This is a genomic window from Clostridium sp. SHJSY1 (assembly GCF_031626875.1).
Lineage (GTDB): Bacteria > Bacillota > Clostridia > Clostridiales > Clostridiaceae > Clostridium.
Map to the genome: position 1 here is coordinate 1 of NZ_JANDMF010000022.1, position 12,290 is coordinate 12,290.

Sequence of the window (12,290 nt, forward strand, 5' to 3'; positions counted from 1 at the left end):
TGATGAATAGGTATAATATTGTTTTTTTTCATATTAATATTATGCGCTAAAAAAGAGAATTCAATTTTGAATTCTCTTTTTTTATCGGATAGTATCAAATTTATTTTGATACAGCCCCTTCTCTCAAACAATTAACCCTATTATATTTAACCTATAACTTTATTTAAAAATTCTTTACATCTATCATTTTTTGGTGATTCAAAAACTTCTTTTGGAGTTCCTTCCTCCATGATATATCCTTGATCCATAAATATAACTCTATCAGCAACTTCTTTAGCAAATCCCATTTCATGAGTAACAACTACCATTGTCATTCCTTCCTTTGCTAAATCTTTCATTACTTTTAATACTTCTCCTACCATTTCAGGATCTAATGCTGAAGTAGGTTCATCAAATAACATTATTTTAGGATTCATAGCAAGTGCTCTTGCTATTGCAACCCTTTGTTTTTGTCCACCAGATAACATATTAGGATATTCATTTTGTTTGTGATCTATCCCTACCTTTTTTAAAAGAGAAAGTGCCATTTCTTCTGATTGTTTTTTAGACATTTTTTTCAAATCCATAGGCGCAAGTGTTATATTCTCCATTACTGTTAAATGGGGAAATAAGTTAAATGATTGAAACACCATTCCTATATTTTCTCTAGCTTTATTTATATTACACTTAGGATCTGATATATTTTGACCTAATATATTTATTGATCCACCATCAATTATTTCTAAAGCATTTAAACATCTTAAAAACGTACTCTTACCTGACCCAGATGGTCCTATGATACAAACAACTTCGCCCTCTTTTACATCCACAGAAATATCCTTAAGAACTTCTAATTTTCCATAATGTTTTCTAAGATTTCTAGCTTCTATTACCATAACTCAACTTCCTTTCTACATACTTTGAAACAACAGTTAGTAATGTTATTAATATAAAGTACATTACAGCTATTATTGCATACATTTGGAATGGCTTAAAATTTTGAGCTATAATAATTTGACCACTTTGTGTAAGCTCTCTTATACTTATTACTGTTAAAATTGATGTATCTTTTATTGTTACTATAAATTGATTAATGATTGATGGAATCATTACTTTAATAGCTTGAGGTAGTATGATCTTTTTCATTGACTTAAAATAATTAAACCCTAAGCTTCTTGCTGCCTCCATTTGTCCTGGATCAACTGCTAAGATACCACCTCTAAATATTTCTGCCATGTAGGCACCTGCATTTAAACTTAATACTATTATACCTGCTACTTCTGGATCAAATCTTATTCCTAATAACTGCCCAACTCCAAAAAATAAAAATAATGCTTGAACAATTAAAGGAGTCCCTCTAATTATAAATATGTACACTGTAGAGATTGCTTTTAATATCTTTGATTTACTTATAGTAAATATACCAAATATCAATCCTATAAATACTGCAATTATTAGTGATATTACTGAAATTTTAACTGTTACTAGCAATCCGTCTAGTAAACTTGGCATACTATCTTTCACTAATTCTAAAAAATCCATATTACTCCCCTTACTGTTTTGAAATATACTTATTAACTATCTCATCATATTTCCCATTATCTTTTAACTTTTTAAGTCCTTCATTAAATTTCTTTAATAAATCTGCATTTTGTCCTTTATTAACAGAAAATCCATAGTTAGCTGTTTCAACTTTATCCCCAGCCATCTTCAATTTAGAACTTCCATCAATTTTTAGCTTATATCCTATAACTGGGTAATCTTCCAATGCAAAATCCGAATTCCCATTTTCTACCGCTTGGAACACAGATGGAGAATCTTCAAAGTAATTTAATTCTAATGAATACTTATCCTTATTATCTTCTGCAAACTTAGCTCCTGCAGTTCCTTTTTTAACAGAAACCTTTTTACCTTTTAAGTCACTTTCTCCGTTAATGGAAGTATTATCTTTCTTTGTAACTATAGATAAACCTGATTCAAAATATGAATCTGAAAAATCTAAAGCTTTTTTTCTTTCATCTGTAATGCTCATACCTGCTATTGCTCCATCTATTTGATTAGATGTAAGACCTGGTATTATTCCATTAAAATCCATTGGCTTTAATTCATACTCAAATCCTTCCTCTTTTGCTATAGCATCTAAAACTTCTACATCAATACCTTTATATGAGCCATTTTCTTCAAAAGAAAAAGGTGCAAATTTAGCATCAGTTGCTATTAAATATTTTTTATTTTTATCTTCATTCTTAGCTCCACAACCCATTAACAATCCCACTGACATTACTGAAGCTACTATTAACGCAATATATGATTTCTTTTTCATTTATAGCCCTCCTATTAAAAATATAATTATATTTATGAATATAAAGAGCTTTCTATAATATTATAAAAAGCTCTTTCAACATATATCATTATAATTCTATTATACATTTTTTTACTAGTCAACAATTTATTTATTTTTGTCGTCAAAATTTATTTTATTAATTAATTTAATTAAATTTATTTATTAAATTAACATGATTTTTTTCTCCTAGATGAAATAATAGAAATTGAAGATACTAGCATTATCGATATTATTAACAATACAGGAAAATCATCCCTTATTTTTGAGTTTCTTTGTACTATATTTGAAATCCATACATTTTTATCTGTTTTATTTGAATCATCACCCTTAATAACTGTATCAGGTTTAGGATTTCCTTCATTTTATGTAAAATTTGTATTTCTACTAAGTTAAATTTATGTTTATTTTTATAAAAAAGGAGCTTCTTACAGTCCTACCATAAAAAGCTCCATTGCCACACTCATTATATTTTTTTCAGTAGTATAATAATTTAATATTATACTACTGATGAAATTTCCTTATTATAACGTTTCTCCAAGATAAGCTTTCTTAATGTCGTCATTACTAAGAAGTTCTTTTCCTGTTCCCTTTAATGTTATTGTACCAGTTTCCATAATATATCCCAAATCAGCTATTTTTAAAGCTGCATTAGCATTTTGTTCTATTAAAAGTACTGTCATACCTTCTTCATTTATTTTCTTTATTATACCAAATAATTCTTTAACAACTATAGGTGCAAGTCCCAGAGAAGGTTCATCCATCATTATTAATTTAGGATTAGACATAAGTGCTCTTGCTATTGCAAGCATCTGTTGTTCTCCACCCGAAAGAGTTCCTGCTGCTTGCCAAGTTCTTTCCTTAAGCCTTGGAAAAAGAGAATATACCTTTTCTAAATCCTTTTGAATACCTTTTTTATCTTTTCTTGTATATGCTCCTATTTTTAGATTTTCCAATACTGTAAGATCAGCAAAAACTTTTCTACCTTCTGGAACTAAAGCTATACCTTTTTTAACCATAACTTCAGTATCAAGTTTTGTTAAATCTTCACCTCCATAGCTTATACTTCCACTTTTAGGTTTAACAAGTCCCACTATAGACTTTAATGTAGTACTTTTACCAGCTCCATTAGCTCCAACTAAAGTTACTATCTTTCCACTTGGCACTTCTAAGCTTATTCCCTTTAAAGCTTCTATACCACCATATGCTACTACTAAATTATCTATTTTAATCATCTTCAGATACCCCCAAATATGCTTCTATAACCTTTGCATCATTTTGTATTTCAGTAGGTGTTCCTTTAGCTATAGTAATCCCATATTCAAAAACTTGTATTTTATCTGATAATCCCATAACCATATTCATATGATGCTCTATCATAAATATAGATAAATTAAACTTATCTTTAATTTCTCTAACAAAAGTTGTAAGTTCATCAGTTTCTGTAGGATTCATACCTGCAGCTGGTTCATCAAGCAATAAAAGCTTTGGATTGGTTGCAAGAGCCCTTGCTATTTCAAGTTTTCTTTGTTTTCCATAAGGAAGTGAACTAGCTTTTTCATTCATTAAATCTTCAAGTCCTACCTCTTCCAAAAGGGAAATAGACTTTTTAACCATCTCTTTTTCTTCTCTTCTATATTTAGGAAATTTCAACATAGCTTCTATAACATTTGATTTTATATGAACATGATTTGCAATTAATACATTGTCAAGTACACTTAAATCCTTAAAAAGTCTTATATTTTGGAAAGTTCTTGCTATTCCTGTTTGGGTTATAACATCTTGCCTCATACCAGTAATATCTTTATCATTAAAGATTACTTTGCCTTTTGTAGGTGTGTAAACATTAGTTATCATATTAAATGCTGTAGTTTTTCCAGCTCCATTAGGTCCAATTAATGAAACTATTTCACCTTCATTAATTTCAAGATTAAAGTCTTTTACTGCAGTAAGTCCTCCAAACTGCATAGTTGCATTTTCAACTTTTAATAATGCCATTACCTATTTTCCTCCTTCTTTTAGAGGTTTTTTATTTGAAAATCTAAATATTGATTTCCATGTTAATTCTTTTGTTCCCATAATTCCATTTCTAAAGAACAATACTATAATCATAAGTAGAACTGAGAAAACAACCATTCTAAGTCCTGGTATTCCTGTAAAACTAAATATACCTAAATCAAATTGCTTTTCCATATCTAAAAATCTCAATGCTTCTTGCAAAATAGTTACTACAAAAGCTGAAATCACTGTACCAGTAATACTACCCATACCACCAATAACTATTATAAGAAGTATATTAAATGTAAGAACAAACTTAAACATATTAGGATCTATTGTACCCATTAAATTTCCAAGAAGTCCTCCACCAACACCAGCAAAGAATGCTCCTGTAACAAATGCTATCGTTTTATGCTTAAATAAACTAATTCCCATACTTTCAGCCGCAATTTCATCTTCTCTTATTGATTTTAAAGCCCTTCCAAAGGAACTATTAATAAGAGAACTTAAAATTATTATAGTTAGAATTGCTACTCCAAAACTCCAATAAAGATTAGTTGTTCGAGGTATCCCCCTAAGCCCTAGAGCCCCATTAGTTACCACCTGAGCATTATTAAGAATTATTCTTATAATTTCTGCAAAACCTAATGTCGCAATAGCTAGATAATCTCCTTTAAGTCTTAAAGCAGGAGCACCTATTAAAAATGCTATAAAAGCAGAAATAAGTCCAGCAACTATCAATACTATTGGAAATGGAATTTGTAAATGGTTTAATGGGTAGATTAATTCTTCCATAAAGAAATTTTGAGTTTTTACTTTTTCACTCATAGTTAAAAGTGCTGTAGTATATGCTCCTATTGCTATAAATCCAGCATGTCCCAATGAAAATAAACCTGTAAATCCATTTATTATATTCATACTAAGTCCAAGTATTGTATATATTGCACATAGATTTAAAATTCTAATTTTATAAGAGTCTAAGCTATTATTTGCAGCTAATAAGAGTAAAAATACAAGTGCAATAAGAGCTATATTTAAATATGTATTTCTCTTCTTCATATTTACACCTTCTCTGTTAAATTTTTGCCCATTATTCCTGTAGGCTTAAATAGTAATATCACTATTAAAAGTACAAATGCAAATGCATCCCTATATCCAGTTAATCCTGGAAGAAATGCAACTATCATAATTTCACCAATCCCAAGAATAAAACCACCTATAACAGCACCCTTAATATCTCCAATTCCACCTATAACAGCCGCTATAAAACACTTAAGTCCTGGAATCATTCCCATGAGAGCAACAATTTGTGGATATTTAGCTGACCACATCATAGCTCCAACAGCAGCTAACATTGATCCTATTGCAAAAGTAAATGAAATTATTCTATTTACCTTTATTCCCATAAGTCTTGCTGTTTCTACATCTTTAGATACTGCTCTCATAGCCATTCCTACATTAGTCTTATTAACTAAATGTAATAGGGAAAATAATAGTATTATTGTAACTATAGGAATTATAAATGTAAGATTTTGAATAGACACCCCACCTATAACTACTACATCTGTGAATATGCTTGGTGTTGGAAAAGCCTTTGGTCTTCCTCCAAATAGAACAACTGCTAAATTTTCAAGCAAGAATGATACACCTATTGCAGATATTAAAATAGATATCTTTGGAGCACTTCTAAGAGGTCTATAAGCTGCAAACTCAATTGTCACACCAAGTATTCCTGTCAAAATTATTGCTATTATAAATGCAAAATACCAAGGTAATCCAAATGTTGCTACTGCAAAGAATGCAAAGTAAGCAGCCATCATAAATATATCACCATGAGCAAAATTTATAAGTTTTAAAATTCCATAAACCATAGTATAACCAATTGCAATAAGTGCATATAAACTTCCTAATGAAATTCCATTTGCTAAATGTTGCAAGAATATATCTAATGTCATATTTTTACCCCCAATACCTTATTCACTTGCTTTAACAGTGTCAAGATAAGTAAATTTACCATCTTTAACAACTTTTAAAACTGCATCTTTTACTGCATTATTATTTTCATCTATTGTAATAACACCTGCTGCCCCAGGAAAATCTTTAGTTTTTGCAATTTCATCTCTAATTTTTACAGGATCAGCTGAATTTGCCCTCTTTATTGAATCTATGATTACTAAATATGCATCATAAGATAATGCTGAAACTGCTGCTGGCTCTTTGTTATATTCTTTTCTATACGCATCTAGAAAAATTTTTGATTCCTCCGTTATAGGGGTTTCACTAGCAAAGAATGTTGAGAAAACTGTACCTTCTACTGCTTCTCCACCTATATCTACAAATTCAGGTGTCTCCCAAGTATCTCCCCCAATTATAGGCGTCGTGATTCCAAGTTGTCTTGCTTGTTTTATTATTAACGAACCTTCCGTAAAGTTTCCTGGAGCAAATATTACATCAGGATTTTTACTCTTTATATTAGTAAGTTGTGCTGTAAAATCTTGATCGCCTGTATTATAGTTAGATTTTGCTACAATAGCATCCTTATCTCCTGTAAGTTTTGTAAATTCATCACTAAAGAATTTACAAATACCAACTGAATAGTCACTTGAAACTTCTTGCAAAAATGCAACCTTTTTAGCTTTCAACTTTTCGGCTGTATATTTTGCCATAACCTTACCTTGGAAAGGATCTATAAAGCAAACTCTAAAATAATAATCATTTCCTGCTGTTACTAATGGATTTGTAGCTGATGCTGCAACAGCTGGGATTTTAGCATCCATCACCGCATCTCCTGCTGCCATAGAATTTCCGCTTCCCCAACTTCCTATAATAGCATTGACTTTTTCTTGTTCTATAAGATTTGAAGCTGCACTAGCTGCTTCAACTTTATCTGACTTATTATCTGTAAAAACTAATTCAATTTTCTTACCAAGCACTGTTGGATAGAGCTTATTAGCAAGTTTAACACCTTCTACTTCCAGTTCTCCTCCAGCTGCATTTGCTCCAGTCATTGGCTCAAATACCCCAATCTTAATAACATCGCGCTCATCATATGCTGGTGCCTCTGCTTTTGAAGAACATCCACTTAATATCAATACAGTTGACATAGCAAATGTTATAAGCAATGAAACTTTTCTTTTCACGATTAATTTCCTCCCCTTTTTCTTTAAATATTCGTGTTGTTGTTTTTTTTAACTCCCAGTGTTTATTCATATTTTTAATAATAACGCAATAAAATATAATAATTTCAAAAAAATATTCGATATAAATACTTTTTATCCAACGATTTAATATTCAAGCACTGTCGTTACTTGTAAATTATACACTTTAATTATCTTTTTTGCAAGGACATATGTATTTACACTGCGGACTAAGCGAATATTAATGAATATTGAAAAGTTATTTATAATTTTACTTTCTTTAACAAAATATTTTTATTATATACTTCATTGTAATCATTTTACAAAATTATATTTAATAAAAATTAGTGAAGTTTTTTTTTACAAAAAAATAAGAAGATATATACTTTTATAAGTAATATACCCTCTCTTGAGTCTTTTTATTGTATGCATTTGTAATAATTACATTATTTATACAAACATCTCTTCTTTTACTTCTATACTTTTTTCTATCCTAAGCAATTGCTTATCATAACCTTTTATAAATGGTAACCAAATTAAAAATACTATTACTAGGTTAAATAATTGCATCAATCCACCTGCAACTGAATTAGTTGCAAGCATGCCACTAAAGAATATAGGAACTGTCCATGGAACTGTTACTCCTGTGGTTAACGGAACTATTCCAACTTTCATTGCAATATAAGTAATTGTAACTACAACAATTGGTGATATTATCCATGGAATCAATATCGTTGGATTCATCACTATTGGAAGTCCAAAAATAACTGGCTCATTCACATTAAAAATTCCAGAAGGAGTTGCAAGTTTTGCAACTTCTCGCATCTGACTGCTTTTGGCCACAACAAAAATGGCAACTAAAACAGCTAAAGTCATTCCCGTCCCTCCCATGCCTACTGTGAATGTTTCCATAAATTGTTTTGTTATTATATTAGGTATGTGTGTACCTGAATTAAACGCTTCATAATTTTCTAATGAAAGTGTATTCCATATAGGATCCAATACAGAATTTACTATAATTTGTCCATGTAATCCAAAGAACCATAAAACTTGAATAGCAAATATAGCTACTAAAGTTGCTCCTAATCCACTCCCTAATGATGTTAATGGCATTTGAATTATTTCATATATAAAATCATGAACATTTCCCCATGGTGTATAAGTAAATATAATTCTAACTATTAGAGCTACTATAAATACTAAACATCCTGGTATCAATGCAGCAAAGGATTTAGCTACTGTTGGAGGTACTCCTTCTGGCATTTTGATTGTCCAATTTTTCTTGATTGCCCAAACATAAATCCTTGTAAATAGAAATGCACCTATAATACCTACAAACATTCCTTTAGCACCAAGTCTAACTATTGGAATAACATCACTTACTATAGTTCCATCAGCATTAGTTGCCACAAGAGGAGTTAAAACTAAAAAGGCTGAAACTGATATAGCTGAAGCAAAAATTGCATCAACCTCATAACTTTTAGCAAAATAATATCCAATCCCCATAACAACAAATAATGTAGCAATACTCATAGTAGTTGAAGGTAATATACTTAATGTGTTATTTAATGATTTTACCCCATCATCCCCTATCAAGTTATTTAAATAAGGTAAATTTGTAATAACACAAGCAATAGAGCCAACAATAGTAAGCGGAAAACTTAACATAAATGCATCACGCAGCACAGTTAATATTGTAAATGTACTTAACTTTCCTGCAATAGGTAATAAATATTTTTCTAGAAACTCATTAAATTTTGACATGCTATCCTACCCCTTTACAATTAATTTTTCTTTTGAAACCAATTACATCAATTATACAAAAAGATATGTCTTTTGTAAAGAATTAAACATATCTTTTATCAAAAAAAAGATAACAATATGTGAGTAATTTATAAATTACTCACATATTGCTATCTTACACTTATACTTTTGAACTCAAATCTATCACTTCTATGATGTGATTTAGAATATTCAAAAGGTTGACCATTATCTAAAAATGCTATTTGTTCAACTTCTAATATTGGAAAATTATCTTTTACTTCTAAATACTCCTGTTCTAATTTACTAGGCAATATTGCTCTTACAGTTCTATGGGCACTTTTTATCTTAAGTTTAAGGTTTTCTTCTATATACTTATAAATAGACTCTTTAACTATATCCCTTTTCAGTCCCGGAATCACATCAATGGGCATGTATGTATATTCTACCACATATGGTAATCCATCAGCATATCTTGCACGGCATATGTAATAAACAAATTCATCTTTTTCCATTTTTAACTTATTAGCAATTTCTTCTGTTGGATTAACAACTTGAAACTCAATAATCTTTGAAAATACTTCTTTATTTGTAAAAGTTCCTGAAAATCCAGTAAATTGACTTGAAGTACTTACATCTGATATCTCATTATAATCAACATCTTTAACAAATGTTCCTGATCCCCTTCTCTTTACTACCGAACCGCTCATAACAAGTTTATCCATAGCTTTTTTTATAGTTATTCTACTCACACCATATTGTACACACATCTCTTTTTCCAAAGGAAGTTGATCATTTGGCAAATATTCACCATTGTTAATCTTATGTTGTATATCCAATGCAATTTCTTCGTATTTCAGCATACTATACCTCCCTTTATATTACGAAAATTATAAATTATTTAATATACATTATACTTTTTATTAAATAATATTATATCATTTTATATAAAGAATTGAATACTATTCTTTATAATTAAATGATGCTCCTACATCCTTGGCAGTATGTGCATCAGAACCATAAACTTCAGGAATATTATATTTTTTTATTAATTCCATAAGAATTCCTGATGGGTACTCTTCTTCACAATACTCTTTTCTAAGTCCTGATGTATTGTGATCTATTTCATAATTTTTCTCTTTCATTTCTTTTACTATTTCTTCAAGAAGAGCTTCATTTTTATATTCAAAAGGATATTCCTTATTAAATCTTCTTACCAAAGTTGAATGCCCTATTCGCCTTGGTTTAAATATTCCAATATCTGCTTTTATAGACTTTAATAGTGTTTCAAAATATCTATCATATAACTTTTCTATACCTCCTAATATATCTGCAATTTCCTTAAATGTTTCCTTACTATAATCTATACAATAATATTTTTCATCAATTCTTATAAAATGTACAGAAAGTATACTATCCTCAATGTCTATCCCATATTTGTATAGTAAAGCTCTAGTTTTCTTTTCTAGTCCATCTATATAATCTACCTCTGTACCTATATTTATTTTAATCTTACCTTCATAACTCCTTTTAATTTCTTCTAACTCAATTAAATATTTTTCAAATTCCTCTTCTGTTGGAGAACTTTCTAATATTATTTTTTCATCTACAAACCCTTTAGGTAAAGGCATATGCTCTGTGAATGAAATTTCTTCAAGTCTCATTTCTAAAGCTTTATCCACATATTCTTTTAATTTATCACTGGTACCATGTGGACAATATGGTGAATGTATATGTCCATCTTTAACTATTCTTCTTTTTTTCATATACTTAACTCCTTTTGCTTCTCTTTAAATTTTTCTTCTAATTTTCCCTTTAATTCTTCTATATAATCTATACTAAATGGCAAGTATCCTTCAATTTCATCAATATATTCCTTACTAAAAAACTTTTTAGATAAAACTATTGAAAATAAAATTAGCATGACACAATTATTTCTTACTAATATTTTTAAATTTTCTTTATTCTTTAAAATAATGTGCTTTTCTATAAATTCAATCGTAAAATTCAATAATTTATTTGCTAATTGGTCCAAATCATACCTACCGGCTAATTGTGACATTATAGTCATATGATTATTTTCTAAATCTTTTCTAACATCTTGAAGGTCATCACCTATTTGAAGCAAAAATCCATAACCTAAGCAAAAGTTCTCCTGTTCTTGTGTTAAATCTCCATTTATTAAATATCCATCTACTAATACTGAAGAACTACCTTTTTCTATAGAAATTCCTAATATATCGTTCTCATAAGGAATTGTTCTATTTTCCTGTTGCATTAAACTCCTGATTTGCCCTTCTTGTATTGTTAGTAAACTATCATAAACTTTTATATGTTTATCTCTCAAAAAAACTTTTTCAATATTTTCAACTAATCTATCTATTTTTTTCTCATATTCTGTTTCGAAAAGAATTCTCATATTTCCTTTCAATCTTCCTAGCAATTTATCATTAAATTCAATTTTATCTTTCATACTTACATTAATATCATCTAAATAATTATCTGTGTATGGATATAGCATACTATATCCAAATATGGCATTAGAAAACTTAACCTCATTATAAAATATAGCTTGAAGTATATTCACAATCCACACATTTCTCATAGCTTGACCAACATCCTCTAATGGCATGTCTTTATCAAACTTTTTTGCTTCACTTATAAATTTTTTTGTACTTTCTATCATTCCTTCTCTAATATGTTTATCCATAAAATTAAGTTTAAATACAGAATCATTTTTCATATACTTACGTAAAATTATTTCTCCTTCTTCACTCCACCTTTCTAATTCTTCTTTCTTCTTAGGCATAGATTCCATATACTTACTTAATTTATCTATAATAATGCCAAACTTTTTTTCATTTTTCTTTTTATCAAGCAAACTTACTTTCTCTATTTGAAAACTTTGTATACTTGATGAATTCCACCACATTTCTCTCAATATATCATACTTCATATTAACCCCTCCCCCTCTTGTATATTTAACTATATATTTTAATTAACAATCAAGAATTAAATCTTAAGAAATCTATCAAATTATATTATAAATAACAAGCTTACATAAAAATTTTAGA

Annotated in this window: 12 protein-coding genes; all 12 read right to left on the reverse strand. The window is 29.1% G+C overall.

Features of this window, described 5'->3' with window-relative positions:
• Positions 1-146 precede the first annotated feature (146 nt).
• Entirely contained in the window at positions 147-875 is a 729-nt protein-coding gene (locus NNC19_RS11345) for an amino acid ABC transporter ATP-binding protein (protein WP_310938768.1), read from the reverse strand.
• A complete protein-coding gene (locus tag NNC19_RS11350; protein WP_310938769.1) occupies positions 859-1,521 on the reverse strand; it encodes an amino acid ABC transporter permease in 663 nt (220 codons plus the stop codon). Before NNC19_RS11350 ends, NNC19_RS11345 begins: the two co-directional genes overlap by 17 nt.
• Positions 1,522-1,531: 10 nt before the next feature.
• Positions 1,532-2,302 carry a transporter substrate-binding domain-containing protein gene (locus NNC19_RS11355; RefSeq protein WP_310938770.1) on the reverse strand — a complete coding sequence of 257 codons (771 nt, stop codon included), beginning with the start codon at positions 2,300-2,302 and terminating at the stop codon, positions 1,532-1,534.
• A gap of 542 nt (positions 2,303-2,844) precedes the next feature.
• A complete protein-coding gene (locus NNC19_RS11360; RefSeq protein ID WP_310938771.1) occupies positions 2,845-3,555 on the reverse strand; it encodes an ABC transporter ATP-binding protein in 711 nt (236 codons plus the stop codon).
• The gene (locus NNC19_RS11365) at positions 3,548-4,318 is read right to left on the reverse strand and encodes an ABC transporter ATP-binding protein (protein WP_310938772.1); all 771 of its coding nucleotides are present in this window, start codon (positions 4,316-4,318) and stop codon (positions 3,548-3,550) included. The genes NNC19_RS11360 and NNC19_RS11365 overlap by 8 nt, the downstream gene beginning before the upstream one ends.
• Positions 4,319-4,321: 3 nt before the next feature.
• Positions 4,322-5,377: a branched-chain amino acid ABC transporter permease gene (locus NNC19_RS11370; protein WP_310938773.1), complete on the reverse strand. Its 1,056-nt coding sequence runs from the start codon at positions 5,375-5,377 to the stop codon at positions 4,322-4,324.
• 2 nt (positions 5,378-5,379) lie between these two features.
• Complete coding sequence (locus tag NNC19_RS11375; RefSeq protein WP_310938774.1) at positions 5,380-6,273, reverse strand: branched-chain amino acid ABC transporter permease; 894 nt, start codon at positions 6,271-6,273, stop codon at positions 5,380-5,382.
• Between the two features lie 18 nt (positions 6,274-6,291).
• Positions 6,292-7,458 (reverse strand): ABC transporter substrate-binding protein, encoded by a 1,167-nt coding sequence (locus NNC19_RS11380; RefSeq protein WP_310938775.1) that lies wholly within the window; start codon positions 7,456-7,458, stop codon positions 6,292-6,294.
• Positions 7,459-7,905: 447 nt separating this feature from the next.
• The gene (gene celB, locus NNC19_RS11385) at positions 7,906-9,219 is read right to left on the reverse strand and encodes a PTS cellobiose transporter subunit IIC (RefSeq protein ID WP_310938776.1); all 1,314 of its coding nucleotides are present in this window, start codon (positions 9,217-9,219) and stop codon (positions 7,906-7,908) included.
• A 149-nt stretch (positions 9,220-9,368) separates the two neighbouring features.
• Positions 9,369-10,079, reverse strand: a complete 711-nt coding sequence (locus tag NNC19_RS11390) for a GntR family transcriptional regulator (RefSeq protein WP_310938777.1) — start codon at positions 10,077-10,079, stop codon at positions 9,369-9,371.
• Between the two features lie 99 nt (positions 10,080-10,178).
• Positions 10,179-10,982 (reverse strand): histidinol-phosphatase HisJ, encoded by an 804-nt coding sequence (hisJ, locus tag NNC19_RS11395; RefSeq protein WP_310938778.1) that lies wholly within the window; start codon positions 10,980-10,982, stop codon positions 10,179-10,181.
• A complete protein-coding gene (locus NNC19_RS11400) occupies positions 10,979-12,172 on the reverse strand; it encodes a hypothetical protein (RefSeq protein WP_310938779.1) in 1,194 nt (397 codons plus the stop codon). Before NNC19_RS11400 ends, hisJ begins: the two co-directional genes overlap by 4 nt.
• Positions 12,173-12,290 lie beyond the last annotated feature (118 nt).

What these genes read in the sequence shown, in the direction of transcription:
- NNC19_RS11345 (WP_310938768.1), bottom strand. Translation starts at nt 875, where the DNA reads ATGGTAATAGAAGCTAGAAATCTTAGAAAACATTATGGAAAATTAGAA.
- NNC19_RS11350 (WP_310938769.1), bottom strand. Translation starts at nt 1,521, where the DNA reads ATGGATTTTTTAGAATTAGTGAAAGATAGTATGCCAAGTTTACTAGAC.
- NNC19_RS11355 (WP_310938770.1), bottom strand. Translation starts at nt 2,302, where the DNA reads ATGAAAAAGAAATCATATATTGCGTTAATAGTAGCTTCAGTAATGTCA.
- NNC19_RS11360 (WP_310938771.1), bottom strand. Translation starts at nt 3,555, where the DNA reads ATGATTAAAATAGATAATTTAGTAGTAGCATATGGTGGTATAGAAGCT.
- NNC19_RS11365 (WP_310938772.1), bottom strand. Translation starts at nt 4,318, where the DNA reads ATGGCATTATTAAAAGTTGAAAATGCAACTATGCAGTTTGGAGGACTT.
- NNC19_RS11370 (WP_310938773.1), bottom strand. Translation starts at nt 5,377, where the DNA reads ATGAAGAAGAGAAATACATATTTAAATATAGCTCTTATTGCACTTGTA.
- NNC19_RS11375 (WP_310938774.1), bottom strand. Translation starts at nt 6,273, where the DNA reads ATGACATTAGATATATTCTTGCAACATTTAGCAAATGGAATTTCATTA.
- celB (WP_310938776.1), bottom strand. Translation starts at nt 9,219, where the DNA reads ATGTCAAAATTTAATGAGTTTCTAGAAAAATATTTATTACCTATTGCA.
- NNC19_RS11390 (WP_310938777.1), bottom strand. Translation starts at nt 10,079, where the DNA reads ATGCTGAAATACGAAGAAATTGCATTGGATATACAACATAAGATTAAC.
- hisJ (WP_310938778.1), bottom strand. Translation starts at nt 10,982, where the DNA reads ATGAAAAAAAGAAGAATAGTTAAAGATGGACATATACATTCACCATAT.
- NNC19_RS11400 (WP_310938779.1), bottom strand. Translation starts at nt 12,172, where the DNA reads ATGAAGTATGATATATTGAGAGAAATGTGGTGGAATTCATCAAGTATA.